24 protein-coding genes and 2 tRNA genes are annotated in these 26,251 nt (G+C 69.6%); 19 read left to right on the top strand and 7 right to left on the bottom strand.

From position 1 onward, the window contains the following. Positions 1 to 34 precede the first annotated feature (34 nt). On the top strand, positions 35 to 982 hold the full coding sequence (gene nudC, locus ACWGO0_RS30160) for an NAD(+) diphosphatase (RefSeq protein ID WP_453541976.1): 948 nt from the start codon (positions 35 to 37) through the stop codon (positions 980 to 982). A 94-nt stretch (positions 983 to 1,076) separates the two neighbouring features. On the opposite strand, the gene ACWGO0_RS30155 is transcribed toward nudC, so the two are convergent. Then, a complete protein-coding gene (locus tag ACWGO0_RS30155) occupies positions 1,077 to 1,319 on the bottom strand; it encodes a mycoredoxin (RefSeq protein ID WP_453541973.1) in 243 nt (80 codons plus the stop codon). Positions 1,320 to 1,507: 188 nt separating this feature from the next. On the opposite strand from ACWGO0_RS30155, the gene ACWGO0_RS30150 reads away from it, so the two are divergent. From ACWGO0_RS30150 to ACWGO0_RS30130, 5 genes are all read left to right on the top strand, one after another. Further along, positions 1,508 to 3,736, top strand: a complete 2,229-nt coding sequence (locus ACWGO0_RS30150; RefSeq protein ID WP_453541970.1) for an ATP-dependent DNA helicase UvrD2 — start codon at positions 1,508 to 1,510, stop codon at positions 3,734 to 3,736. 166 nt (positions 3,737 to 3,902) lie between these two features. Continuing rightward, complete coding sequence (locus ACWGO0_RS30145; RefSeq protein ID WP_453541967.1) at positions 3,903 to 4,238, top strand: hypothetical protein; 336 nt, start codon at positions 3,903 to 3,905, stop codon at positions 4,236 to 4,238. A 172-nt stretch (positions 4,239 to 4,410) separates the two neighbouring features. Next, entirely contained in the window at positions 4,411 to 4,779 is a 369-nt protein-coding gene (locus tag ACWGO0_RS30140) for a WhiB family transcriptional regulator (protein WP_033298139.1), read from the top strand. A gap of 32 nt (positions 4,780 to 4,811) precedes the next feature. After that, positions 4,812 to 5,135 (top strand): hypothetical protein, encoded by a 324-nt coding sequence (locus ACWGO0_RS30135; RefSeq protein ID WP_453542032.1) that lies wholly within the window; start codon positions 4,812 to 4,814, stop codon positions 5,133 to 5,135. Positions 5,136 to 5,301: 166 nt separating this feature from the next. After that, entirely contained in the window at positions 5,302 to 5,502 is a 201-nt protein-coding gene (locus tag ACWGO0_RS30130) for a hypothetical protein (protein WP_453541964.1), read from the top strand. Between the two features lie 43 nt (positions 5,503 to 5,545). On the opposite strand, the gene ACWGO0_RS30125 is transcribed toward ACWGO0_RS30130, so the two are convergent. Next, positions 5,546 to 6,976 (bottom strand): ABC1 kinase family protein, encoded by a 1,431-nt coding sequence (locus ACWGO0_RS30125; protein ID WP_453542029.1) that lies wholly within the window; start codon positions 6,974 to 6,976, stop codon positions 5,546 to 5,548. Between the two features lie 59 nt (positions 6,977 to 7,035). Continuing rightward, entirely contained in the window at positions 7,036 to 8,181 is a 1,146-nt protein-coding gene (locus tag ACWGO0_RS30120; RefSeq protein ID WP_453541961.1) for a ThiF family adenylyltransferase, read from the bottom strand. Positions 8,182 to 8,362: 181 nt separating this feature from the next. Between ACWGO0_RS30120 and ACWGO0_RS30115 the strand changes: the two genes are divergently transcribed. From ACWGO0_RS30115 to ACWGO0_RS30100, 4 genes are all read left to right on the top strand, one after another. Continuing rightward, a complete protein-coding gene (locus tag ACWGO0_RS30115; protein ID WP_453541958.1) occupies positions 8,363 to 8,986 on the top strand; it encodes a M48 metallopeptidase family protein in 624 nt (207 codons plus the stop codon). A gap of 107 nt (positions 8,987 to 9,093) precedes the next feature. After that, positions 9,094 to 10,692 carry a TerD family protein gene (locus tag ACWGO0_RS30110; RefSeq protein WP_453541955.1) on the top strand — a complete coding sequence of 533 codons (1,599 nt, stop codon included), beginning with the start codon at positions 9,094 to 9,096 and terminating at the stop codon, positions 10,690 to 10,692. Positions 10,693 to 10,703: 11 nt separating this feature from the next. After that, positions 10,704 to 11,384, top strand: a complete 681-nt coding sequence (locus ACWGO0_RS30105; protein ID WP_453541952.1) for an AIM24 family protein — start codon at positions 10,704 to 10,706, stop codon at positions 11,382 to 11,384. Between the two features lie 18 nt (positions 11,385 to 11,402). Further along, positions 11,403 to 12,158, top strand: coding sequence for an AIM24 family protein (locus tag ACWGO0_RS30100; RefSeq protein WP_453541950.1), 756 nt, complete (start codon positions 11,403 to 11,405; stop codon positions 12,156 to 12,158). A gap of 94 nt (positions 12,159 to 12,252) precedes the next feature. Here the strand turns inward: ACWGO0_RS30100 and ACWGO0_RS30095 are convergent, their stop codons facing one another. After that, the gene (locus tag ACWGO0_RS30095; protein ID WP_453541947.1) at positions 12,253 to 12,801 is read right to left on the bottom strand and encodes an NUDIX hydrolase; all 549 of its coding nucleotides are present in this window, start codon (positions 12,799 to 12,801) and stop codon (positions 12,253 to 12,255) included. Next, positions 12,798 to 14,246, bottom strand: coding sequence for a zinc-dependent metalloprotease (locus tag ACWGO0_RS30090; RefSeq protein WP_453541944.1), 1,449 nt, complete (start codon positions 14,244 to 14,246; stop codon positions 12,798 to 12,800). The genes ACWGO0_RS30095 and ACWGO0_RS30090 overlap by 4 nt, the downstream gene beginning before the upstream one ends. Positions 14,247 to 14,436: 190 nt before the next feature. Between ACWGO0_RS30090 and ACWGO0_RS30085 the strand changes: the two genes are divergently transcribed. The 4 genes from ACWGO0_RS30085 to ACWGO0_RS30070 all read left to right on the top strand — a co-directional run bounded on the left by ACWGO0_RS30085 (position 14,437) and on the right by ACWGO0_RS30070 (position 17,625). Further along, complete coding sequence (locus ACWGO0_RS30085) at positions 14,437 to 15,579, top strand: SDR family oxidoreductase (protein ID WP_453541942.1); 1,143 nt, start codon at positions 14,437 to 14,439, stop codon at positions 15,577 to 15,579. Positions 15,580 to 15,674: 95 nt separating this feature from the next. Then, positions 15,675 to 16,136, top strand: a complete 462-nt coding sequence (locus tag ACWGO0_RS30080; protein ID WP_453541939.1) for a molybdenum cofactor biosynthesis protein MoaE — start codon at positions 15,675 to 15,677, stop codon at positions 16,134 to 16,136. Between the two features lie 128 nt (positions 16,137 to 16,264). Continuing rightward, positions 16,265 to 16,435, top strand: a complete 171-nt coding sequence (locus tag ACWGO0_RS30075; RefSeq protein ID WP_453541936.1) for a hypothetical protein — start codon at positions 16,265 to 16,267, stop codon at positions 16,433 to 16,435. 101 nt (positions 16,436 to 16,536) lie between these two features. Further along, entirely contained in the window at positions 16,537 to 17,625 is a 1,089-nt protein-coding gene (locus ACWGO0_RS30070; protein ID WP_453541933.1) for a YlbL family protein, read from the top strand. An 81-nt stretch (positions 17,626 to 17,706) separates the two neighbouring features. On the opposite strand, the gene ACWGO0_RS30065 is transcribed toward ACWGO0_RS30070, so the two are convergent. Then, positions 17,707 to 18,267, bottom strand: coding sequence for a PPA1309 family protein (locus tag ACWGO0_RS30065; protein ID WP_453541930.1), 561 nt, complete (start codon positions 18,265 to 18,267; stop codon positions 17,707 to 17,709). A gap of 136 nt (positions 18,268 to 18,403) precedes the next feature. Between ACWGO0_RS30065 and ACWGO0_RS30060 the strand changes: the two genes are divergently transcribed. The 4 genes from ACWGO0_RS30060 (at position 18,404) to ACWGO0_RS30045 (ending at position 23,982) form a co-directional block, all read left to right on the top strand. Continuing rightward, on the top strand, positions 18,404 to 21,334 hold the full coding sequence (locus tag ACWGO0_RS30060; RefSeq protein WP_453542026.1) for a UPF0182 family membrane protein: 2,931 nt from the start codon (positions 18,404 to 18,406) through the stop codon (positions 21,332 to 21,334). 43 nt (positions 21,335 to 21,377) lie between these two features. Then, a tRNA-Met gene (locus ACWGO0_RS30055) sits at positions 21,378 to 21,451 on the top strand. A gap of 212 nt (positions 21,452 to 21,663) precedes the next feature. Next, a complete protein-coding gene (locus ACWGO0_RS30050) occupies positions 21,664 to 23,817 on the top strand; it encodes a tetratricopeptide repeat protein (RefSeq protein ID WP_453541927.1) in 2,154 nt (717 codons plus the stop codon). A 91-nt stretch (positions 23,818 to 23,908) separates the two neighbouring features. Then, positions 23,909 to 23,982 (top strand) — tRNA-Met (locus tag ACWGO0_RS30045). Between the two features lie 131 nt (positions 23,983 to 24,113). Here ACWGO0_RS30045 and ACWGO0_RS30040 read toward each other — a convergent pair. Continuing rightward, positions 24,114 to 24,533 carry a Fur family transcriptional regulator gene (locus tag ACWGO0_RS30040; protein ID WP_453541924.1) on the bottom strand — a complete coding sequence of 140 codons (420 nt, stop codon included), beginning with the start codon at positions 24,531 to 24,533 and terminating at the stop codon, positions 24,114 to 24,116. A 142-nt stretch (positions 24,534 to 24,675) separates the two neighbouring features. Here ACWGO0_RS30040 and ACWGO0_RS30035 point away from each other — a divergent pair, with 142 nt between their 5' ends. Then, positions 24,676 to 26,145, top strand: a complete 1,470-nt coding sequence (locus ACWGO0_RS30035; RefSeq protein ID WP_453542023.1) for a catalase — start codon at positions 24,676 to 24,678, stop codon at positions 26,143 to 26,145. Positions 26,146 to 26,251: the final 106 nt, after the last annotated feature.

Below are 26,251 nucleotides of genomic sequence, written 5' to 3'. Positions count from 1 at the left end.
CACCCGATCCATCCCGGGGGAGTAGGAAGCACCTGTGAGCACCTTCGACAACGCGACCGCAGACCGACCCATCGGTCTCACCGCACCGAGCGGCATCGACCGCGCCGCCCACCACCGCCTCGACGAGGCATGGCTGGCCGCAGCCTGGAGCCACCCGACGACCAGGGTCTTCGTCGTCTCCGGCGGCCAGGTGCTGATCGACGACACGGCCGACGGTGGCACCGAGATCGTGATGACCCCGGCCTTCGAGGCACCGGTCACCGAGACCCACCGCTACTTCCTCGGCACCGACGAGGAAGGCGTCAGCTACTTCGCCCTCCAGAAGGACTCCCTGCCCGGCCGCATGGACCAGTCGGCCCGCCCGGCCGGTCTGCGTGAGGCAGGTCTCCTCCTCGGCGCCCGCGACGCCGGACTGATGGTCCACGCGGTGGCCCTGGAGAACTGGCAGCGGCTGCACCGCTTCTGCTCCCGTTGCGGCGAGCGCACCGTCATCGCCGCGTCCGGCCACATCCGCCGCTGCCAGGCGTGCGGCGCCGAGCACTACCCGCGCACCGACCCCGCGGTGATCATGCTGGTCACGGACGACCAGGACCGGGCCCTGCTGGGCCGCCAGGTGCACTGGCCGGAAGGCCGCTTCTCGACGCTCGCGGGCTTCGTCGAGCCGGGGGAGTCGATCGAGCAGTCCGTGGCGCGAGAGGTCTTCGAGGAGGCGGGCATCACGGTCGGCGAGGTCGAGTACATCGCCAGCCAGCCCTGGCCCTTCCCCTCCAGCCTGATGCTCGGCTTCATGGCGCGGGCGACCACGTCGGAGATCAACGTGGACGGCGAGGAGATCGAGGAGGCCCGCTGGTTCTCCCGCGAGGACCTGACGGCCGCTTTCGAGTCCGGCGAGATCCTGCCCCCGTTCGGCATCTCGATCGCGGCCCGGCTCATCGAGCTCTGGTACGGCAAGCCGCTCCCGAGGCCGCGCAGCACGGTCTGATCAGCACCCTCCGATACCCACTCGCACCGGCATACCGGCGCAGCGAAAAGCCCCCGCCTCGGCGGGGGCTTTTCGGCGCGGACGCGCCAGCGGGTCAGACGCCGACCTTCTGCTTGACCTGGGCCAGCGAGGGGTTCGTCAGGGTCGAACCGTCCGGGAACAGCACGGTCGGCACCGTCTGGTTTCCGCCATTCGCCTTCTCGACGAAAGCCGCGGACGCGGGGTCCTGCTCGATGTTGATCTCGGTGTAGGCGATGCCCTCGCGGTCCATCTGACCCTTGAGCCGACGGCAGTAGCCGCACCAGGTGGTGCTGTACATCGTCACAGTGCCCTGCATGTCTCGCGCTCCTCTGTCTCGTCCGTCTCGCTGTAAAGCTGAGATTGTGCGTTCCCGCACGCTAGGGAACGTCACTGACCCTGTCCGCCATTCCCGCCGGCCCCAGGCGGGGGTGATTAGTACGACGGATCGCTCACCCCTGTGGACAACCGCCGCGTCCGCCCCCTGGGACCTGGCAGCATGGCGGGGTGACAGCAGCAACGCATTCCACCCTCTTCCCACAGGTCCCCGAGTCCCCTGATGCCGTGCTCGACGGGCTCGACCCCGAGCAGCGCGAGGTCGCCACCGCGCTGAACGGACCCGTGTGCGTGCTGGCCGGAGCCGGTACGGGCAAGACGCGCGCGATCACCCATCGCATCGCGTACGGGGTGCGCGCGGGGATACTCCAGCCGACGACCGTGCTGGCTGTCACGTTCACCAACCGTGCGGCCGGAGAGATGCGGGGCCGCCTCCGCCAGCTCGGTGCCACGGGCGTACAGGCGCGGACCTTCCACTCCGCGGCCCTGCGCCAGCTCCAGTACTTCTGGCCGAAAGCAGTCGGTGGCGAGCTCCCCCGGCTGGTCGAGCGCAAGGTCCAGCTGGTCGCCGAGGCGGCGGCCCGCTGCGGGATCAAGCTCGACCGCAACGAGCTGCGGGACGCCACGAGCGAGATCGAGTGGGCCAAGGTCACCCAGACCGTGCCCGCCGACTATCCGGCGGCGGTGGCGAAGACCCAGCGGGACGCCCCGCGCGACCCGGCCGAGCTCTCCCAGATCTACGCGATGTACGAGCAGCTGAAGCGCGACCGCTCCGTGATCGACTTCGAGGACGTGCTGCTCCTCACCGTCGGCATCCTCCAGGACCGGCACGACATCGCGGACCACGTCCGCAGCCAGTACCAGCACTTCGTGGTCGACGAGTACCAGGACGTCAGCCCGCTCCAGCAGCGGCTGCTGGACCTCTGGCTCGGCGACCGGGACACCCTGTGCGTCGTCGGGGACGCCAGCCAGACGATCTACTCCTTCACCGGAGCCACCCCCGACCACCTGCTGAATTTCCGCACCCGCCATCCGAACGCCACCATGGTCAAGCTGGTCCGGGACTACCGCTCCACGCCCCAGGTCGTCCACCTGGCCAACGGCCTGCTGAGCCAGGCCCGCGGCAGGGCCGCCGAGCACCGGCTGGAACTGGTCTCGCAGCGCGAGAAGGGCCCGGCCCCGGCCTATACGGAGTACGCGGACGAACCCGCCGAGGCCGAGGGCACCGCACGCCGCATCCGCGATCTGATCGCCGCGGGCGTCCCGGCCGGCGAGATCGCCGTGCTCTACCGCGTCAACTCCCAGTCCGAGGTCTACGAGCAGGCACTGGCCGACGCGGGTGTCCCCTACCAGTTGCGCGGCGCCGAGCGCTTCTTCGAGCGCGCGGAGGTGAGGGAGGCGGGCATGGCGCTGCGCGGCGCGGCCCGCGCCGGTGGAAACGACTCCCTGCTCGACCAGGCCGAGGGTCTGCCGTCCGAGGTGCGGGCGGTGCTCTCCACCAAGGGCTGGACCAGCCGGCCGCCGGCCGGCTCCGGTGCGGTCCGGGACCGCTGGGAGTCACTGGCCGCCCTGGTGCGTCTCGCCGAGGACTTCGAACAGGCCAAACCGGGGGCGACCCTCTCCGATCTCGTCGCGGAGCTCGACGAGCGGGCAGCCGCCCAGCACGCCCCCACGGTTCAGGGCGTCACGCTGGCCTCGCTGCACTCGGCGAAGGGCCTGGAGTGGGACGCCGTGTTCCTCGTCGGCCTGACCGAGGGCATGATGCCGATCACGTACGCCAAGACCGACGAACAGGTCGAGGAGGAGCGGCGCCTGCTGTACGTCGGCGTCACCCGGGCCCGGCTCCACCTCACGCTGTCGTGGGCGCTCTCCCGCTCGCCCGGTGGCCGCGGCGGCCGGCGGCCCACGCGTTTCCTGAACGGTCTGCGGCCCGGCTCGGTGGCGCTCGGAGCCCGTGGTGGCGCGGGCGGCGGCGGAGGTATCGACCGCGGTTCCGGTGCGGGCACGGGGACGGCCGGCAGCGGTCCGGACACGGCGGCCAGGCGCAAGCGCCGTGGCCCCGTGCGGTGCCGGGTCTGTGGCAGGACCCTCACCGAGGCCGGTGCGATGAAGCTGATGCGCTGTGAGGACTGCCCCTCCGACATGGACGAGGCGCTGTACGGGCGGCTGCGCGACTGGCGGGCCGGGCAGGCCCAGGAGATCGGCCAGCCCGCCTACTGCGTGTTCACGGACAAGACCCTGATGGCGATCGCCGAGGCGGTGCCGGCCAGTGAGGGCGAACTCGTCACCATCCCCGGCGTCGGCAACCGTAAGCTGACCCGGTTCGGCGCCGACGTGCTCGCCATCTGCGCAGGTGAGGCGGTGGGCGAGGAGGCCGAGGAGTCCGACGGCGGGGTGTGAGAAAAACTCGTCGAAAAAATAGTTTGCGCCCGCCCCAGTCATCACCATAGGTTCTTAACCACGGGAACAGCGACTTCTCTGAAGCCCTGATTCCGTGCTGTACTTATCCGAATACGCAGGACCGGCCCCGGCCGGTCCCCCTAGACGCCGAGAGGAGGCGATTCCTGTGATCAGCATCATCAGCCCCAGCAAAATGACCGATCTCTCGGTCGTCTCCGCGCACTCGCTCGGCCTCGCCTGCTCTTCGGAATCCGCGCTTCGCGGCACCGGTCTGTCCGGCATTTCCGCCGCCCGTCCGCTGTCTCCGGCCGCTCTCCTGCCCGTGATGCGGGAGCGCAATGAGCGACCGATCGAGGCACCGGCAGCAGCAGTAGCGAAGGGACAGGCCCCGGCCTATGCCTTTGCGGCCGTCGGTGCCGGAGCCAAGAAGCAGACGACGCAGCACCAGCACCACACGATGTGGGCCTTCCGTGGGCCTGAACCCTGGAGTGATCCAGCCTGATCCAGAATCAGGCCGGCGCCTTCAGGGCCGCGGAACCCCACTCGGGATCCGCGGCCCTTTTGTTTTGTCCGAACGGGACGAGACGTGAGAAGGAGCCTCGGGACAAGCAGCACCTGGTACCAGCCGCCAACCGGCCAACAGGCCGGCACGACCAGACGAGGACACCATCACCGTGCAACTCGAAACGCACGCCCCGTCCGTACCGCCTTCCGACACGATCTCCCCGCCCGGCCTCACGGAGGACTCCACCTTGATCCCCCTCACCGCGCTCACCGCGCTCGACGACGCCATCGAGAACCTCGGTGTGCCCGTCCCCTGCCGTTCGTACGACCCTGAGGTCTTCTTCGCCGAGTCGCCTGCCGACGTCGAGTACGCCAAGTCCCTCTGCCGGACCTGCCCGCTCGTCGAGGCCTGCCTCGCCGGCGCCAAGGAGCGGCGCGAGCCGTGGGGCGTCTGGGGCGGCGAGCTCTTCGTCCAGGGCGTCGTCGTCGCCCGCAAGCGCCCCCGTGGCCGTCCGCGCAAGAACCCGGTCGCGGCGTGACCGCCGGCCTGGGGGTCACCGCCCCCGCACGCATGAAGCGCATCGGAACCATCGACCGTCCCCACACCCATGACCCCCGGAATCAGGCACCAATGACCACCCCCACGAGCGAGCCCATCGGCTCCGCGACCCCGAACGTCACGATCATCGGCGCGAACGACTCGCGTCAGAACAGGACCCGCGAGATGCAACTCATTCCAGAAGCCATGGCGCGTGCGCATATGAACGACCGCCTGAGGGAGGCCGAGGCGGACCGACAGGCCGTGCGCCTCGTCGCCGCCCGGCGGATGCACCGCCGCGCTGAGCGCGCCTCCATGCGTGCCCGCCGCGCGCTGGCCATGGCCGTCATGCACTAGGGACTCCGCAGGAGACCCCCGGGGCCGAGCCCCGAAATCACAAAGCTGCCCGGGCAACCGCTCTGCCCTTCCGGCAGCCACCCCCTCCGCGGGGCCGGTCCCAACAGGCCGGCCCCGCGGTGCGTTGTGCCGCGCCGCACAGCGCCCACGGCGTTATCGTCACCAGGTGGACGAGGAGACTCAGCCCGAACAGCCGGGTGCCGAGCGTGTGGTGTGCGCCCGGTGCGGCACCGCAGCCCCCGGCGGGACCGCGCCGCCGACCTGGAGCTGCTCCGTGGAGGACGGCAGACGTCAGTATCTGTGCGACGACTGCGCCCGCGCCCACATCAGAGCGATCGAGAGCCGCCTCGACTCCACCTGGTGGTGACGACGGCGAGTCCCCCGACTGCGGGCGGCCCCCGCTCCCTGCCCTACGCCTCGACGGCCGCGCTCTCCTCCTCGACAGCCTGCACCGCCTCGTCCGGCGCTTCCTCCTCCTGCTCGCCCTCGGCCACGAAGCCCGGGAGCCAGGACTCGAGTTCGTCCCGGAGACGCACGGTGGCACCCAGCTGGCACAGCACCCCGATGGTGCTCAGCGTCACACGGTGTATCAGCAGATAGGACGGCGGAAGGTTCAGCTGCTTGCCCAGCTGATGGGCGGGGGAGCGCGGGTCCGCGATCCGGGCCGCCTGGGTGCGCAACCAGCCGCGGGTGAAGGTGAACTCGTCGACCTGTGCCGGTTCGATGATCGGCAGGAGATATTCGAGCACCGCGTCCGGTGCGAGCTCGATCGACTCCTTCACGAAGCCCGCTTCGCGCAGCAGCTCGTACACCGCTTCGGCGTTGCCCTCCAGCGTCATCCGCAGCGAGTCGCCGATGGTCTGGGGCAGCCCGCCCGGCAGCCGGTCCACCGTGCCGAAGTCCAGCACCCCCAGCCGCCACTGCTCGGGGTCCCCGTCCAGGCCGTCCCCTTCATCGCTCCCGGCGGCGGGGAGCAGCCGGAAGTTGCCGGGGTGCGGATCGGCGTGCAGCAGACCCGTACGCGCCGGACCCGAGAAGAGGAAGCGGGCGAGCAACTGGCCTGCCCGGTCCCGCTGCTCCACCGTGCCCTCGGCGATCACGTCGGCGAGGGGAATGCCGTCGATCCACTCCGACACCAGGACCTGTTCGGACTGGTGCACCACACCCGGAACGACCACGTCGGGATCGTCCTCGAACTCCGCCGCGTGCTGCCGCTGGGACTCCGCCTCCAGCGCGTAGTCCAGTTCCTCCGCCACCCGCTCGCGCAGTTCCTTGATGAGCGGCTTGACGTCCATCCCCGGAACCAGCGGGCCGAACAGCCTGGCGAAACGGCTCAACTGGGTCAGATCCGAGAGCAGTGCCTCACCCGCGCCCGGGTACTGCACCTTCACCGCGACGTCCCGCCCGTCGTTCCACACGGCGCGGTGGACCTGACCGATCGACGCGGCGGCCGACGGTTTGTCCTCGAACGACAGGAAGAGATCCCGCCAGTCCTCGCCGAGCCGTTCCTCCAGCACCGCGTGCACGGTGCGCGCCGGCATGGGCGGCGCCGCTTCCTGCAGTTTGGTGAGCGCCGCCCGGTAGGGCCCGGCGACCTCCTCGGGCAGCGCCGACTCGAAGACGGACAGCGCCTGTCCGAGCTTCATCGCGCCGCCTTTCAACTCGCCGAGGACGCGGAAGAGCTGGTCGGCCGTGCGTTGTTGCACCTCGCGGGCGACCAGCTCGGCGGATTTCCCGCCGATCCGCTTGCCCAGGCCCCATGTGGCACGGCCCGCGAAGCCGAGCGGTAGCGCGGCCAGCTTGGCGGTACGGGTGACCGCCTTCCGGGGAAGATCAGACATGTGCCCCTCCAGTTCCCAGACCGTGCCGCGTGGGTCTTCGGCGTTGCCGTCGACAGCGGTCACCCGGCCATTGTGTCGTGTGCGGCACCCGTCTCGGAGGTGAGCTCCCCCTCAGTCTGCCCAGCCGCGCCGCAGGAGCACTCGTGGTGGGGTTCCAACTGCTCCGACCGCCAGTCCAGCAGGGGCATCGCGGCCTCCCAGCGAGCGCCGGTACTGGCCGGCAACTCCCCGTCGATGAAGGACAGCGCGTGAGCTGCCGCGAGCCCCGCGACCGCCGTCGACAGGCCCACGTCGCAGGCCGGGACGGTGCTGCGGCGTCCCGAGCGCCACTGCGTCAGCATCCGCGGCCACTGCGGGTCACGGTCGGCGCGGTGCAGCGCCAGGCAGCCCGCGCACCCCGTGCCCCCGGGCAGCACCAGCGGTCCGACGACGCCTGTGGCCTCCATCACACCCGCGTAGAGATGGGGAGTTCCCGAACTGATCCAAGGCGCGGCGGTGGCGGGATCGGGGACGTACACCGAGAAGCCGTCGCGTGGGGCGATCACGATCAGGGACAGCCCCGGTTCGCCGCCGGCCGGCGCCCCGGCCGTCTCCGCGGCCCGCGGGGTGGCGCCCACCGCTGACCGGCGCACGAGTTGACGGGCCGCCGAGTCCCTCCGTTCCCCGACCGCGGACGCCGGGAGTCCGCCGGGGGCGACGTCCCACGGCTCGGCGCGGCCTCCGTCCAGCACCTCGACCCGGCCCACTCCCGCCCCGGACAGCACCGCTGCGATCACGGCGCCCACCCGGCCCGCGCCCCGCACCTGGACGCGTATGGCGCGCCGCGCCGCGAGCCGCCGCAGCCCGCTGCCGGGTTCCGGATGTACGACGGAGAGTGACGCGAGGTCGGGGCGCTGCCGCTCCAGGACGGCCGCCCGATCGCGTAACGCATCGGCCTCCGGGCCGCCGCCCCGGGGATCGTCCAGCAGTCCGGCTTCCGTCAGGCGTGCCACCAGCACATCCACATGATGGTCCGAAAGATCCAGCGACCGGGCTTCTTCGCGCAGGAGTTGCAGTCCGCGTGTGCCGTCGAGCAGTTCCAGAAAGCTTCCCGTGGCGATATCCATGGGGCCGAGCTTCACCGCGTGGGCAGGCGTCACTCCGAATTGGACGGTGTGCCGTCCGCGCCATGCGCGGCGCAGTGCGGGCTTGAGCATCGGATGCATGACTTCTCCTCTGTCGGTGTGAAGATCCTTTGCCAGAATGCGGTGACGGAGCGAAGTCTGCGGAAAGTTGTCCACAGGCAAGGGGTATTAGTCGTTCAAATGGTGCACGCCATGGACCGGATCACCGCCGAACCGTTCCGGAGTCGGGACTTCCGCCACTGACAGCGGGTAACGTCGTGGCGTGCCCGCCGAACCGTCACCCGGCTTCGCCGGGGGGATCCCCATGCGCAGCGCCGGAAGCAATCAGCGCAGCGCGGCCGTCCGTCAGCCCCGCGCTTCGGCGACGAGCGCGGTCGAGGTCCGCAGGAGTGCCCGGCGTAACAGAACGGTCTCCGCGTACCGGGAGGGAGACCGCACCATCGTGCTGATCCCCGCCCGGATGTCGGAGGCGGAGGAGCAGCGCTGGGTGAGCGTGATGCTCGACAAGCTCGCCGCCCAGGAGAGCAAGCGCGTCATCGGCGACAGTGAGCTGGCCGAGCGCGCCGAGCGCTTGTCCGCCCAGTATTTCGAGGGCCGCGCGAGGCCCGCGTCCGTGCGGTGGGTGACCAACCAGAACACCCGGTGGGGCTCCTGCACCCCGGCCGAGGGCTCCATCCGGCTGTCGCACAGGCTGCAGGGCATGCCGGAGTACGTCGTCGACTACGTGCTCGTCCACGAGCTTGCCCACCTGCTCGTCCCCGGTCACGGTCCGCGCTTCTGGCGACTGCTGGAGGCCTATCCCCGTACCGAGCGGGCCCGGGGCTATCTCGAGGGTGTCGTGGCGGCCGACCGGCTTCCGCACCTGCCCGCCGCGCGCGAGGAGTGACGTTCGACGATTCTGTACCGGGTGTGTACCGACTTGGCTCGTTGTCGTCGTTTGCGGTTAGCCTGACGCGACGCATTCACATTCGGGATGGGGGACGGTCGTTACGCATGGCCAGGGAATTCCAACGCGGCCACAAGGCCAAGATCAGTGACCTCACGTCAGGGACGGATCTGTACGTAGGTGTGCAGATTGCCGGCCCGGGACTGACCTTCGACATCAGCTGCTTCGGCCTCGATGCCAATGAGCAGCTCTCGGACGACCGGTATTTCATCTTCTTCAACCAGCCGAAGTCGCCCGAGGAGTCCATTCAGCTGCTCGGCGCCCAGTCCGGCGACACCGAGTCGTTCCGCGTCACTCTCGACCGCATTCCGGCGAACATCCACAAGCTGTCGTTCACCGCGACTCTCGACGGTGCGGGACAGATGTCGCAGGTCGGACCCGGATACATCCGGATCGTGGCAGGCGGCGAAGAGGTGGTGAAGTACGCCTTCACCGGCTCGGAGTTCACCACCGAGCGCGCCGTGATGCTGGGCGACTTCTACCTCAAGGACGTCTGGCGCTTCGCCGCCATCGGCCAAGGGTTCGACGGTGGCCTGGACGCGCTGCTGCAGAACTTCGGCGGCGAGGTCGCGGAGGAAGCACCGGCCGCTCCGGAGCCGCAGGCAGTCGCCCCGTCGTTCGCCCCGCCCGCCCAGGCGACCGCACCCCCCGCCTTCGGAGCCCCGGCCCCGCAGGCCCCGCAACCCGCACCGGCCTTCGGGGCTCCTGCCGCGGCGCCCGCGCCGCAGCAGCAGCCGATGCATGCCGCGCCGACCATGGCGGCGCCGATGGCTCCGCCGGCCCCCTCCCCGTACGGGCAGCCGCAGCAGCCACAGCCGCCGCAGCAGCCGCAGTTCGGGCAGATTCCCGGGCAGGGCGCACCGCCCGCCGCCCCCTACGGCCAGCAGCCTCCGGCCGCCCCGTTCGGCCAGCAGGCTCCCGCCCCGTACGGGCAGCAGCCTCCCGGCATGCCGCAAGGTGTGCCCCAGGGAGTCCCGCAGGGCGGTGCCGGTCTGCAGGCCGCTCTGCAGCTCTACAAGGAGACGCCGACCGGCCAGCGCTGGACCCCGCAGAACCAGCAGCTCATGAGGGTCGATCTGACCATGGGCGGCAACCCTGTGCTGGCCCGTCAGGGCAGCATGGTGATGTACCAGGGCAAGGTGGACTTCGGCTACAAGAGCGCGGGTTTCGCGGGCCGTGTGGTCGGTAACGCCACCGGTCAGGAAATGCAGCTGATGCGCTGTACGGGCCGTGGCCAGGTCTTCCTCGCCGAGGAAGGTTCGCACCTGCATCCCATCGAGCTGCAGGGCGACGGCATCTGCGTCTCCGCCGAGAACGTTCTCGCCTTCGACGAGTCGCTCCAGTACGAGGTCCGCAGGATCGAGGGCCACGGCATCCCGGGCGGCGCCCTGTTCACCATGCAGTTCCAGGGAACCGGCACCGTGGTCGTGAAGACCCATGGTGTCCCCGTCGTCCTGCCGGTCACCCCGACCACGTTCGCCGACTGCAACGCCGTCGTCGCCTGGTCCTCGGCGTCCCAGGTGATCCTCTCCAGCCAGGTCAGGCTGCGCCGCAACGCGTATCCGGGACACAGCGGAGAGACCGTGAACCTCCAGTTCCGGGGAGCGCCCGGAAACTTCATCGTCGTCCAGCCCTACGAGGTGTGAGGGAGCCCGTCATGAACCAGCAACTCGCGGGCTTCGCCCCGACCCCCGTAACGGCCCGGATGGAGAATCACGGCCGCACGATGCTCAAGGTCGCCATGGCCTCGGGCCAGGACCTGTACGCACGCACCGGCTCGATGGTGGCGTACGAGGGCTTCATCCAGTACGAGCCCAATCCGCCCGCCGTCCGGCAGGCCGCCTCCCAGTGGGTCACCGGCGAGGGCACACCCGTCATGAAGTGCTCGGGCGACGGGCTGCTCTACCTCGCCGACTACGGAGCCGATGTGGTCGTCATCAACCTCGACAACGACTCCCTCTCCGTCAACGGCACCAACCTTCTCGCCTTCGACGCCCATCTCACCTGGGGTGTCGAGAAGGTCAAGGGCCTCGCCAAGTTCGCCGGCCAGGGCCTGTGGAACGTCGGGATCCAGGGCACCGGGTGGGTCGCCATCACCTCCCGCGGCACGCCGATCGTCGTCGACTGCGGCCGGGGCGAGGACGAGACGTACGTCGACCCGGACGCACTGGTCGCGTGGTCCCCGAACCTCAAGGTGAAGGGCAAGCGCAGCTTCAAGGCTTCCTCGCTCATCGGGCGGGGCAGCGGCGAGGCCTATCAGATGGCCTTCTCAGGACAGGGCATCGTCGTCGTCCAGCCGAGCGAGGACAGTTCCGACCGCCTGCGGATCCGGCACTGAGGGGGAGGAGAACACATCATGCAGAGTCCGCTTTTCGCTCACACCGAGCAGCAGTCCCAGGACCGGTACACCGTCCAGAACCCGCAGCTCCTGCGGGTCGCGCTGACCGGCCACGACGACGTCCTCGCCCGTAAGGGCGCCATGGTCGCGTACCAGGGGCTGATGGAGTTCGACGGCGAGTACCGCTCCCAGGGCCAGCGTCGCGCCCGTGCGAACACGGGTGAGGGCCTCGACCTGATGCGCTGCTCGGGGCAGGGCACCGTCTATCTGGCCAACCTCGCCCAGTACATCCACGTCGTGGACGTCGACCACGAGGGCATGACGGTGGACAGCGCCTATGTCCTCGCCCTCGACTCCGGCCTGCACACCGAGGTCATCGCGGTGGACAGCCAGTACGGGGTCTCCGGCACCGGGAAGTACCAGCTCAACATCTCCGGCTCCGGCAAGGTCGCGCTGATGACCTCCGGCCAGCCGCTGATGATGCAGGTGACGCCGGACAAGTACGTGAACGTCGACGCCGACGCGATCGTGGCCTGGTCCAGCTCGCTGCGCGTGCAGATGCAGGCCCAGACGCACTCCTCCGGGGTCAGGCAGCGGCGCGGCAACACCGGCGAGGGCTGGGAGCTCAGCTTCCTCGGACAGGGCTTCGCCCTCGTCCAGCCGAGCGAGGTCATGCCCCCGCAGAACGCCGGGATCGGGCAGGGCCTGGGCGCCCAGTTCGGCGTCGGCCAGCAGGGCTCGCACGCTCAGAACCAGAACAACGCCTGGAACTGATCAGCGGGCAGCGACATCAGCGGGATGCGACATCGCGTAAGGGGCGGTCTCTCAGGAGACCGCCCCTTACGCCGTACCGGGTCCGGTGCCGCCGCTACCGGCGCTGTTCCAGCGCTTCGAGGGTGCTCTCCAGCAGCCGTACGACCGAGGCGTCGGCCACGGCCGCGACCTCGTCGTACGCGTACCACCGCAGGTCGAGCGACTCGTCGCTGATCTGCTCGGTGGCCCCGGCAGGGGCCAGCGCCGCGTACTGCACGTCGAGGTGCCAGTGGCAGGGCGCCGGGATCGGGTGACGGTCCAGCCGCACCGGCCCGCCGGCCAGTAGCGTCAGCCCCTCGATCCCGGACTCCTCCGTCGCCTCGCGCAGCGCCGCGGCGGCCAGGGCGGAGTCCTGCGGCTCGCAGTGCCCGCCCATCTGGAGCCACATCCGCAGCTTCCGGTGCAGGGTCAGCAGGACCCGGCCGCGGTCGGCGTCGATCACCAGCGCGCTGGCGGTCAGATGGCCGGCCTCGCACGCCTTCCACATGCCGTCCGGATGCTGTGCCAGGTGGTCGAGATAGACCTGGCGCAGTTCGTCCTGCGTGGTGTCGTCCCCGAGGGTCCGGCTCTTCAGTACGAGGACGGCGTCGTCGTGCAGGCTCACTGGTCGGTGTCGTCCTTGCTGTCCTTGCCGTTCCCGGCGTCCTTGTCCTTGTCCGTGTCCTCGGTGGGGGCGGGCTTCTGCGGACCCTTGGCGGCCTCACCGAGCATCTTGTCCAGCTCGGAGAAGTCCAGCTGCTCGTGATGAACGAAGCCGTCCGGGTCGTCCAGGTCATGCGCCGTCGGCAGCATGTCCGGGTGCTCCCACAGAGCGTCACGGCCGTCGACACCCCGTGCGTCCGTGAGCGAGGCCCACAGGCGCGAGGCGTCCCGCAGCCGGCGCGGACGCAGCTGGAGCCCGATCAGCGTGGCGAAGGTCTGCTCGGCGGGACCGCCGGACGCCCGGCGCCTGCGCAGCGTCTCGCGCAGCGCGTCCGCCGAGGTCAGCCGCGTCTTGGCGGCTTCGTGGACCACCGCGTCCACCCAGCCCTCGACCAGCGCGAGCGCCGTCTCCAGGCGGGCCAGCGACGCCTTCTGCTCCGGCGTGTCCTCCGGCTGGAACATTCCCTGCTGAAGAGCGTCCTGCAGCTGCTCGGGCTGCGTCGGGTCGAACTGTCCGACGACGTCCTCCAGCTTGCTGGTGTCGACCTTGATGCCGCGCGCGTACGCCTCGACCGCACCGAAGAGGTGCGAGCGCAGCCACGGCACATGGGCGAAGAGCCGCTGGTGGGCGGCCTCGCGCAGGGCGAGATACAGCCGCACCTCGTCCTGGGCCACGCCCAGGTCCTTGCCGAACTGCTCGACGTTCAGCGGAAGGAGCGCGGCCTTGCCGGCAGGGCCCAGCGGCAGCCCGATGTCCGTGGAACCGACCACCTCACCGGCGAGCACGCCCACGGCCTGCCCGATCTGCTGGCCGAACATGGCGCCGCCCATCGACCGCATCATTCCGATCAGCGGGCCCGCCATGGCCTGCATCTCCTCGGGCAGGACATCGCCCATGGCGAGGCCCACACGCTCGGCCACCGGGTCGACCAGCTGCTGCCAGGCGGGGAGGGACGCCTCGACCCACTCCGCACGGCTCCACGCGACCGTCGAGACCGAACCGGACGGCAGCGAGGTCACGCCGTCCAGCCAGAGGTCCGCGAGCCGCAGCGCCTCATCGACCGCGGTCCGCTCCGAGGGACCCACGCTCGCGTCCTTGGTGCCGTCCGGTGTGCCCTGCGAGACCGTCTGGCGGGCGATCTGCTTCGCCATGTCCCAGTTCACGGGACCGCCCTCGTAGCTGAGCATCTGGCCCAGCTGCTGGAAGGCGGCTCCGAGGTCGTTCGGGTTCATCGAACCGAACATGGCTGCGAACGGATTGTCACCGCCCGCGCCGGGACCGAAGCCGAACGGGTTGCCCGGACCGCCCGGAACCTGGCCACCTCCGGTGGGGTCCTTCTTCTTGCCTTCGTCGCCGTCTTCCGGCTCCTCCGGCGGAAGGCCGAATCCGAATGGGGTGTCACTCACGGGTTTCCTCGGCTCGTAGGGCCGCCGGCTCGAACCGACGGCGACTGCCCGACATCACCATCCAGCGTAGACACCAAGCCCGCTTAGGGCCTCAGTGCTCCGCCGGCTCCCGGCCTGCGGCAGGATGGACGCCACCTGGTACGTACGCGTCATTCGGGTACGTACTGAAGACAACCGCTGGAGACGCCCGGTGAGTTCCCCAGATCCGCAGGTTCGCGCAGCGCGAAACCTGGCCGACCCATCGTCCGAGAACAAGCCCGAAAAGAAGCGCTCGAAGAACCGGGGCCCCGTCGTCGCGGTCACCGGTGCCGCGAGCGGCATCGGTGAGCTCCTCACCGCACATCTCGTCGCATCCGACGAGATCAAGCAGGTCATCGCCATCGACGAACGCCGGGGAGACGTCTCCGAGGCGACCTGGCACATCCTGGACGTGCGTGATCCCGCCATCGCGGAGAAGCTGCGCGGCGCGGACGTCGTGGTGCATCTGGCGCTCGATCTCGACCTGGAGACGGATCCCGCCGCCCGGACCGCGTACAACGTGCGCGGTACCCAGACCGTCCTGACGGCGGCAGCAGCCGTAGGCGTCCACCGGGTCGTCCTGTGCACTTCGGCGATGGTCTACGGGGCCCTGCCGGACAACGACATCCCGCTCTCCGAGGACGCCGAGCTGCGCGCCACGGCCGAGGCCACCGGAGTCGGGGACCTGCTGGAGATCGAACGGCTCGGCCGGCGCGCACCCCGTGCCCACCCCGGACTCAACGTCACCGTCGTGCGGCCCACGGTCCTGGTCGGCGGTACGGACACGGCGCTGACCCGCTACTTCGAGTCGCCACGGCTCCTGGTCGTCGCGGGATCGCGCCCCACGTGGCAGTTCTGCCACGTGGACGACCTGGTCACCGCCCTGGAGTACGCCGCTCTGGAGAAGATCGACGGAGAGTTCGCGGTCGGCTGCGACGGGTGGCTGGAACAGCAGGAGGTCGAGGAGCTCAGCGGCGTGCGCCGCATGGAGCTCCCCTCCGCCGTCGCCCTCGGCGCGGCGGCGCGGCTCCACCGGATCGGTCTCACGCCCTCCCCGGCGGGCGACCTCGCGTACACGATGCATCCCTGGGTGGTCAGCGTGAGCCGGCTGCACGACGTGGGATGGCGGCCCGGATGGACCAACGAGGAGGTTCTCGGAGCGCTCCTCGAGGAGGTGGAGGGCCGCCACACGCTCGCCGGACGCCGACTCGGCCGCAAGGACGCCACGGCGGCCGGTGCGGCCGGTGCGACCGTCGCCCTGCTCGGTACCGCGGCGCTGGTCCGGCGCGCCCGCAAGGCACGCCGCCGTATCTAGTTCAGGGGGCCTGTAGGAGGCTCCAAGACGGCCGGCGGCCCGCCGGTCGAAACCGCTATTCCGCGATGTCAGTGCCGTGCGGCACCATGGACCCCATGGCACGCACCCATGACCACCCAGGCGAGCAGGCGGCTCACGACCCCATCCGGCTGCTGGAGATCCGAGACACTCCACTCTCCGTGGACGAGATCTTCCGGGCCGTGGGGGACGAGGCGGCCGGCGGTATCGCGCTCTTCGTCGGCACCGTGCGCAACCACGACGAGGGGCAGGACGTCGGCGCGCTCGGCTATTCCTGTCACCCCTCGGCGCAGGACGAGATGCGGAAGGTCGCCGAGAAGGTCGTCGCCGAGTTCCCGGTCCGCGCACTGGCAGCCGTCCACCGTGTGGGTGAACTGGCGGTAGGCGATCTGGCGGTCGTCGTCGCCGTCTCCTGCGCACACCGGGGAGAGGCGTTCGACGCCTGCCGGAAGCTGATCGACGACCTCAAACACGAGGTTCCGATCTGGAAGCACCAGCGCTTCTCGGACGGTACGGAGGAGTGGGTGGGCGCCTGCTGAGCCCAAACCGCACCGGGGAGGATCAGCCCCGATTTGCGTAACCGCCCCCCTGCCGTGAGCGTTGGCCTTCCGGATCGTTAATCTGCTGATCGGTCACTTGCGGTCACTCATGGGGTAGGGAGGTCGTAATGGCGGCACTTGCTTGGTTGCTGATTCCACTTTTCGCTGCTGTCGGTGCTGCGATATGGGGAAGCTGGGCCGCGCGCAACCGCACGACCGGCGATGTCTCCGAACTCGCCGGCTACGCCAGGTTCCGTGACGCGATGGAGAAATCGCACTCCGGATCCGATGCCGTATGACCCCGCATCCCGCCGCGTGACGCATCCCGCGGCCCCGCCGTCCTCCTCGTACGGACCGGCCCCGGCGGTGCACTGACAGGCCGTTCCCGTACTGTCGTTCCATGCCACGCCGCACCGCGACGATGCTCGCCTCCACCCTCATTCTCATCGCGCTGCTCTGCGCAGGCGTGCTGATCCCTGTGCGGTATTCCGAGATGTCCCCGGGGCCGACCGTGAACACCCTGGGGGACGCCCGGGGCGAGCCCGTCCTTCAGATCAGTGGGCGCAAGACGTACCCCACGACCGGGCATCTGAACATGACGACGGTCCGCGTCACCGGCGCGGACTACGAGATGAACATCGTCGAAGCGGTCTACGGCTGGCTGGCGCACGACAGCGTGGTCGTGCCCCACGACACCCTCTACCCGGACGGCAAGACGGAAGAGGAGTCGACGCAGGAGAACGCCGAGGAGTTCAGCCAGTCCCAGGAGAGCGCGAAGGTCGCCGCCCTGGAGGAGCTGGACATCCCCGTCTCGTCCCGCGTCGTGGTGTCCACGGTGATCAAGGGCAGCCCCGCACAGGGACGACTGCACGCGGGCGACGTGATCAAGGCCGTCGACGGCACCGTTGTCAAGCAGCCCGAGGACGTCGCCAAGCTGGTCACCAAGCACAAGCCCGGCCAGGACGTCACCTTCACGATCGTGCCGGCCAAGGAAGCGGCTGCCGCCGAGAAGGCGGGCAAGGAGCCCCGCTCCACCGAGAAGATCGTCATCACCACGGAGAAGGCGCCGAAGGAGAACCGGGCGATCGTCGGCATTCAGGCCGGGACGGACCACACGTTCCCGTTCGAGATCGACATCAAGCTCGCGGACGTGGGCGGTCCCAGCGCCGGCCTGATGTTCTCCCTGGGCATCATCGACAAGCTGACCCCCGGGAATCTGACGGGCGGAAAGTTCATCGCGGGCACCGGCACGATCGACGACGAAGGCAAGGTCGGCCCGATCGGCGGCATCAACATGAAGCTGGTCGGCGCCCGTGAGGCGGGAGCCCGGTACTTCCTCACCCCCGACGACAACTGCGCGGCAGCCGCGTCCGACATCCCCGGCGGTCTCACGCTGGTGCGGGTGAAGAACCTCGACGACGCGAAGAAGTCGCTGGAGAAGATCCGGGCGGGGGACACCGCCGGGCTGCCGAGCTGCTCGGCGAGCTGACGCCCGGCCCCGCCGGACCGGAAGCACCGGGACCGGGAGGCCGGGAACAGGGTCAGGACTCGAAGGTCAGGACTCGAAAGGTCAGGACTCGAACGTCGCGGCGAGCGCCTCGGCCAGCCCGGGGACGAGCCCCGCGCCGGTCAGCACCTCGGTCGGGGAGTCCTTCTCCCGCAGCCGTACGGCCGAGTCGCGCGATCCGTCGCGCAGGACCGCCACCGTCATCCGGACCTCCTGGCGGTCCGGGTGCTTGGCGACCCACTTGGTCAGCTGAGCATCACTCAGCCCCTCGGGCACGGAGGCCTCGGCGGACGGAGGCAGCATCAGCCGCTCCACGGTCATCGCACACCCGACCACCGCGTCCGGCCAGGCGATGGTGGCGAGGAACTCGTCCAGCGCGGTGCCGGCCGGGAGCTCGTCCTGCTCGATGGGGGTGAGGGTCGCGGTCGTGGAACCGGTGTCGTCCAGACCGAGCTGGGCGGCGAGGCCCGGCTCCTGGACGCGCAGCCGCGCGGTGTCGACCAGGGCGAAGAGCCGGGCCGGCTGGTCCCAGCCGAGGTTGGCGGCATAGGCGTCGATTTCGAGTACGGCGACAGTCAGGGGGCTCGCGGCCATCGGAGGGCCGGAGGGGGAAACGTTGGGCATGGTCAATATCCTGCCTCCTTCCGCCCCGGTAACGGGAACTAGGTAAAGCCTCAGTAAGTTGCATAGGTGGGCTCTACGATCGCTGGGCCTGCTCCACACGACCGCGAACTTCGAGGTGCGCACGTTGGCTTTCCAGATGCCGGACCGCGGCGGAGGCCCGACCGGGCCACGGATCAGAGTCGGCCGCCCGTCCCGGCGCGTCCGTACCCTGCTCATGACATTGGGTGTCCTGGCGGTACTCGCCATGATCTTTGTCATGTTCGCGGGGTTCTGGACGGACTGGCTCTGGTACAGGTCGGTCGAGTATTCGTCCGTCTTCACCACCACTCTGTGGACCAAGATCGGACTGTTCCTCGTCTTCGGACTGCTGATGGCCGTTGCCGTCGGCGTGAACATCTGGCTCGCGCACCGGCTCCGGCCGCCGCTGAGCGCGATGTCGCTGGAACAGCAGAGCCTGGACCGCTACCGGATGAGCGTCGCCCCGTACAAGAAGTGGGTGCTGCTCGCGATCACCGCCCTTGTCGGGCTGATCGCCGGGGCGTCCGCCTCGGGCCAGTGGCGGACCTGGCTGATGTACGTCAACGGTGTGGCCTTCGGACAGAAGGACCCCCAGTTCAACCTGGACGTGTCCTTCTACGCCTTTGATCTGCCGTGGTACCGCTTCATGCTCGGCTTCGGTTTCGCGGCGGCCGTGCTGTCGCTGATCGCCGCCGCGCTGACGCACTATCTGTACGGCGGACTGCGGATCACCAGCCCGGGCGCGCGGGCGACCGGCGCGGCCACCGGCCATCTGTCGGTGCTGCTCGGCATCTTCGTCTCGCTGAAGGCCGTGGCGTACTGGCTCGACCGGTACGGCCTGGCGGTGAAGTCGAGCGACTTCAAGGCCACGGACAACTGGACGGGCCTGCGGTACGTCGACGCGAACGCCTACCTCCCGGCGAAGACCATCCTCTTCTGCATCGCCGCGATCTGCGCCCTGCTGTTCTTCGCGACGCTGTGGCGTCGCACCTGGCAGCTGCCGGTGATCGGCTTCGGGCTGATGGTCCTCTCGGCGATCCTGATCGGCGGGCTGTACCCGGCGATCGTGCAGAAGTTCCAGGTCCAGCCGAACGAGCAGGCCAAGGAAGCGCCGTTCATCGCGAAAAACATCGATGCGACACGTGATGCGTACGACATCGATGACGCGCAGGTCGACGACTACACGGGCAAGAGCACGGAAACCGACGACGCCAAGCTGCGCACCGACGCGGACGCGGCTGCCAGTTACCGGGTGATGGACCCCAACGTCGTTTCCCCGGCCTTCCAGCAGCTCCAGCAGAAGAGGAACTACTACCAGTTCCCCAAGACGCTGGACGTCGACCGCTACAAGGGCCCCGACGGCAAGGAGCAGGACACCGTCATCGGTCTTCGGGAGCTCAACCTCGAAGGTCTGCCCAAGCGGAACTGGATCAACGACCACTTCACGTACACCCACGGCTACGGCGCGATCGCGGCCCGGGGGACGACGACGGGTACGAACCCGGCAGGCTCCCCGGACTTCACCGAGTCGGGGCTGCCGGCCAGCGGCCAGCTGGGCAAGTACGAGCAGCGGATCTACTACGGCGAGAAGACCACGCAGTACTCCATCGTCGGCGGGCCCCAGAAGGAGCTCGACTACGAGGAGGACGGCGAGAAGACGACCAGCTACAAGGGCGACAGCGGTGTCAGTCTCGCCAACGCGTTCAACCGCGCTGCCTACGCCGTGTCCTTCAGCGAGCCGCAGATCCTGTACTCGGGAGCCATCGGCGAGGGTTCGCGGGTTCTGTACAACCGCACCCCCAAGGAGCGCGTCGAAGCGGTCGCCCCGTGGCTGACCATCGACGGAGACGCCTATCCGGCGGTCGTCGACGGCCGGATCCAGTGGGTGGTCGACGCCTACACCACGACCAACGGCTACCCGTACGCCTCGCGTACGACGCTCGGCGACACCACGGCCGACTCGCTGACCACCAACCAGCGCGCGGTCGTCGCCCAGCAGAACCAGGTCAACTACATCCGTAACTCGGTGAAGGCCACCGTCGACGCCTACGACGGCAAGGTCAAGCTCTACGAGTGGGACACCAAGGACCCGGTGCTCAAGACCTGGCGCAAGGCGTTCCCGGGGACCGTGAAGTCCCGGGGCGACATCCCCGCCGAGCTGATGGACCATCTGCGGTACCCGCAGGACCTGTTCAAGGTCCAGCGGGAACTGCTCACGCGCTATCACGTCGAGGACCCCGCCCAGTTCTACAGCGGCAGTGACGCCTGGCAGGTGCCGGACGACCCCACCAACAAGGAGCCCGGGGCCGTCCCGCCGTACTACCTGAGCATGAAGATGCCGGGCCAGGACGCGCAGAAGTTCTCGCTGACCACGACGTTCACACCGAAGGGGCGGCCCGACCTGGGGGCGTTCATGGCGGTGGACGCGGACGCGGCCAGCAAGGACTACGGCACCATGCGGCTGTTGAGAGTCACCACCACGGTGAAGGGCCCCGGCCAGGTACAGAGTGAGCTCAACGGCAACGACGACGTCGCCGAGTTCGTGAGAAACCTCAAGGGCACCGACTCCGACATCGAGTACGGCAATCTGCTGACCGTGCCGCTCGCCGGTGGCTTCCTCTACATCGAACCGGTGTACACGCGCGGTGGCCAGCAGAACTACCCGCTGCTGCGCAAGGTGGCCGCCTCGTACGGGTCGAAGATCGTCTTCGAGAACAGTCTCGGGGAGGCGCTCAACGCGGTCTTCGGCGTGGAGGACTCCGGCACGACCCCGCCGACGGAACCCACGGAGCCGCCCGGCGACCCCACGGAGCCGCCGGCCACCGGGGACGCCGCACTGAAGAAGGCCATCGCGGACGCCCAGAAGGCGTACACGGCGGGCGAGGCGGCTCTGCAGAAGCAGGACTGGACCGCCTACGGCCAGGCACAGGCCGATCTGGAGGACGCCCTCCGCAGGGCGGCTGCCGCTCAGCCCAAGCCGGGCAGTGGTGCGGAAGGCGCCGATGCGGCCGACAAGGCCGACGAGAAGGGCGCTGACCAGGGCAGCTGAGAAATTTCCACCCCCGCGTCGTGGTACTGTTTGAACACAACGACGCGGGGTGGAGCAGCTCGGTAGCTCGCTGGGCTCATAACCCAGAGGTCGCAGGTTCAAATCCTGTCCCCGCTACTGAAAAGGCAAAAGGCCCGGATCCGACAGGATCCGGGCCTTTGTCATGTTGTCGGTCTTTACGGCGCCATCCGCGTGAAGTGCGGTTCGCGGGGCATGAGTTGGACCCGGGCGTGTTTGACTTGTCTCTCTGTGGGCATGTCGACAAAACGCTGAAGTGACCTCACTGGCCGCGATATACCAGGTGTACGCGGGTTACAGGTGGTGCGACGATGGTATTTATGGGGGACAGGGCAACTCTGTTGGAGACAGGGCGGTTTGTGCAGCGGCACGTCCAGAAGACGGAAAGCATGTCTGATGCGGCATTTGTCGCCGCCATCGCCGAGACCACCGACGCCACCTGCACAGCTGACACCGCCGACACCGCCTACGCCGCAGAGACGGCGGACGGCGCCGAGACCGAAGCGCGACACCGCCGTGCCGCCGACGCGGGCGACACCGCGTCGATGAGCGTCCTCGGTGCGCTGCTGCTGCGCCGGGGCGACCTGGACGCCGCCGAGCGCTATCTGCGCGCGGCCACCGGGGAAGGCGACCGGGCCGCGGCCAACAACCTGGGTGTCCTGCTCCACCAGCGCGGGTACGCGGACGAGGCCGCCGGATGGTGGCGGATCGCCGCCGTCGCGGGTTCGGCTGCCGCAGCCCACGCGCTGGGCCGCCACTTCCGCGAGCGCGGCGACGAGCCCGGTGCCGAGTACTGGCTGCGCCAGTCCGCAGAACAGGGCCACCCGCTGGGCGCCTACGCCCTGGCCGACCTGCTGGAGCATCGCAGCGACGTCGGCGCCGAGCGCTGGCTGCGCGCTGCCGCCGAGCAGGGGCACCGGGAAGCCGCGTACCGACTGGCGCGCACCCTGGAGCGCAAGGCCCTCGACGATCCGCACGACGCCTTCGGCCTCGGAAGCGGGAAGGGCTCCCAGGACCCCGGCCGAGTGCCCGGGGCTTCCGGAGGCATGGAGGCGCCGGAGACCGAGGGGCCCGCGGGCGGTCCGCGTGCGGGCATCGTCAGGCAGGCCAGGACAGGCGAAGGCAAAGCCGCCGGTGAAGGCAAGGTGGCGGGTGAGGGCAAGGCGGCGGGCGAGGGAAAGGCGGCGGGTGAGGGCAAGTCCGCCGGGGAGCGCAAGCGGGCCGGCGACGGCCCCGTGGCGGGTCCTGCCACCGGACGCGTGGGCGAGGCCGAGCAGTGGTACCGCCAGGCCGCCGCCCGCGGTCACCGGCGTGCGGCGCTGCACCTCGGCGCCATCCTGGAGCAGCGCGGTGAGCTGAAGGAGGCCGGCCGGTGGTATCTCACGGCCGCCAAGGACGGCGAGCCGCGTGCAGCCTGCGCGCTCGGCTTCCTGCTGCGCGACGCGGGCGACGAGGAGAGCGCGGCCGTCTGGTGGCTGCGCGCAGCCCAGGACGGCGACGGCAACGCCGCCAACGCCCTGGGCGCGCTCCACGCGGCCCGGGGCGAGCAGCAGACCGCCGAGCGCTGGTACCGCGCCGCCATGGACGCGGGTGACGTCAACGGGGCGTACAACCTCGGGCTGCTCTGTGCCGCCCAGGACCGTACGCCGCAGGCCGAGCAGTGGTATCGCCGTGCCGCCTACGCGGGGCACCGCGAGGCGGCCAACGCGCTGGCCGTGCTCCTGCTCCAGGCCGGGGACCACACCGGAGCGGAGCCCTGGTTCTCCAAGGCCGCCGAGGCCGGCAGTGTCGACGCAGCGTTCAACCTCGGCATCCTGCACGCGGGGCGTGACGAGGACCGCACCGCGCTGGCCTGGTACCAGCGGGCCGCGGCTGCGGGGCACACCGACGCGGCCCTCCAGGTCGGCATGGCGCTGCTGCGCGACGGCAAGGGCCAGGAGGCCGAGCGTCACCTGCGGTGCGCGGCGGGCGGCGGGAGCGCCGAGGCCGCGTTCCGGCTGGCCGGTGTGCTCGACGCGCGGCAGCCGCCGCCGGGACCGCCCGCGCTCGGGGAGCCGATGCCGGAGAAGACGGAGTGCGAGGAGTGGTACGAGCGGGCCGCCCAGCAGGGCCACCGCCGTGCGCAGGTGCGGGTCGGGATGCTGGCGGCGGCGCGCGGTGACATGGAGAGTGCCGCGCACTGGTACCGGGAGGCCGCCGAGTCGGGCAGCCGCAACGGTGCCTTCAACCTCGGTCTCCTGCTCGCCCGCGAGGGCAGCGAGCGCGAGGCGGCCCTCTGGTGGAGCCGTGCGGCGAACGAGGGGCACGGCCGGGCCGCGCTGCGCCTCGCGCTGCTCGCCGCCCGCCGTGGCGAGCTCACGGAAGGGCAGCGCTGGTGCGCGCGGGCGGTCGAGCTGGGACCGGCCGAGGTGGCCGAGCGGGCCGCCAGGCTGCTGGAAGCGCTGCACCAGGAACTGACCGCGTAGCGGTGCGGGGCCGCCGGGCGGGCGGCCCCGCACCGGCCGTCCGAATGAATTTGCACTGGTCGGCGGGGTAACGTAATGTTGCATTCAACGACGCGGGGTGGAGCAGCTCGGTAGCTCGCTGGGCTCATAACCCAGAGGTCGCAGGTTCAAATCCTGTCCCCGCTACTGAAGACCGAGGCCCGGATCCTGATAAAGGATCCGGGCCTCGGTCGTTTGTGTGAACAGGTGAAGGGCCGCGGTGCGACAAGCACCGCGGCCCTTCGTCGTTCAGGTGTGACAGGAGTGCCGGAAGTGCGTCAGGCCGCCGCTGCGCAGTTCGGGCAGACGCCGCGGTAGGTGACCTCGACGTCGGAGACCGTGAAGCCGAAGCGCTCGGCGTCCGGCAGGTCAGCGAGCGGGTTGCCCGACGGGTGTACGTCACGGATGGCACCGCACCGCGCGCAGACCAAGTGGTGGTGCGGTTGGTGGGCGTTGGGGTCGTACCGCTTGGCCCGGCGGTCGGTGGAGACCTCTATGACCTCGCCGAGCGACACCATCTCGCCCAAGGTGTTGTACACGGTCGCCCGGGAGATCTCGGGCAGCCTTGCGACGGCCCTCGCGTGAACCTCGTCCGCCGTCAGGTGTACGTGGTCTCCGTCGAGGACCTCGGCCACGACACGCCGCTGCGCCGTCATGCGCCAGCCGCGTCCACGGAGTCGTTCCAGCAGGTCACTCATGAGGCTCAGCCTAACAGTGGGGAAGCCACATCCCGAATGGGTGTGACTTTGGATGCTTACTTGACTTAGACAATGTCCATTGTAGGATCGGGACCGGCATACGCCAAGGACAGGCTGTGCAGGAATCGATGCTGTGCAGGACATGACGCAGGAGGCGCACGTGACGCAGGGACCGCTTACGACGGAGGCCGGCGCGCCGGTCGCCGACAACCAGAACAGCGAGACCGCGGGCGTCGGTGGGCCGGTCCTCGTTCAGGACCAGGCACTGCTGGAGAAGCTCGCCCACTTCAACCGCGAGCGCATTCCGGAGCGCATCGTGCACGCCCGCGGCGCCGGTGCGTACGGCACCTTCACGCTGACCCGGGACGTATCGCAGTGGACGCGTGCCGCGTTCCTTTCCGAGGTCGGCAAGCAGACCGAGACCTTCCTGCGGTTCTCCACCGTCGCGGGCAACCTCGGCTCCGCCGACGCGGTGCGCGACCCCCGCGGATTCGCGCTGAAGTTCTACACCGAGGAGGGCAACTACGACCTCGTCGGCAACAACACCCCGGTGTTCTTCATCAAGGACGCCATCAAGTTCCCCGACTTCATCCACACCCAGAAGCGCGACCCGTACACCGGCTCGCAGGAGGCGGACAACGTCTGGGACTTCTGGGGTCTGTCGCCCGAGTCGACGCACCAGGTGACCTGGCTCTTCGGCGACCGTGGCATCCCGGCCACGCTGCGCCACATGAACGGGTACGGCTCGCACACCTACCAGTGGAACAACGAGGCCGGAGAGGTCTTCTGGGTCAAGTACCACTTCAAGACCGACCAGGGCATCAAGAACCTGACGCAGGACGAGGCCAACAAGCTCGCCGGTGAGGACCCCGACAGCCACCAGCGCGACCTGCGCGAGGCCATCGAGCGCGGTGAGTTCCCGTCCTGGACCGTGCAGGTGCAGATCATGCCGGCGGCCGACGCGGCCGACTACCGCTTCAACCCGTTCGACCTCACCAAGGTGTGGCCGCACGAGGACTACCCGCCGGTCGAGATCGGCAAGCTGGAGCTGAACCGCAACCCGGAGAACGTCTTCGCCGAGGTCGAGCAGTCGATCTTCAGCCCCGCGCACTTCGTGCCGGGCATCGGCCCGTCCCCGGACAAGATGCTCCAGGGCCGGCTCTTCGCGTACGGCGACGCCCACCGCTACCGCGTCGGCATCAACGCCGACCACCTGCCGGTGAACCGCCCGCACGCCACCGAGGCGCGCACCAACAGCCGTGACGGGCATCTGTACGACGGCCGCCACAAGGGCGCCAAGAACTACGAGCCGAACAGCTTCGGCGGCCCCTTCCAGACGGACAGGCCCCTGTGGCAGTCCGTCGCGGTCACCGGCGCCACCGGAAACCACGAGGCCCCGGCGCACTCCGAGGACAACGACTTCGTGCAGGCCGGGAACCTCTACCGGCTGTACTCGGAGGACGAGAAGAGCCGACTGATCGACAACCTCGCCGGGTTCATCGCGAAGGTCTCGCGCGACGACATCGCCGAGCGCGCGGTCAACAACTTCCGCCAGGCCGACGGTGACTTCGGCAAGCGGCTGGAAGCAGCGGTGCAGGCCCTGCGCGCCTGAAGCCGGGGGGACCGGACACGGGTGCGGGGTGGGACAGCGGATCCGCCGTGACCTACGAGGTCCTCGGTGACGGTGCAGCGGACATCACCTACCGCGGGGGCAAGGG

The sequence above is a fragment of the Streptomyces sp. NPDC055749 genome, from assembly GCF_053617235.1.
The sequence above is the reverse complement of the archived record's forward strand: the minus strand, read 5'-3'. Positions and strand labels throughout refer to the sequence as shown.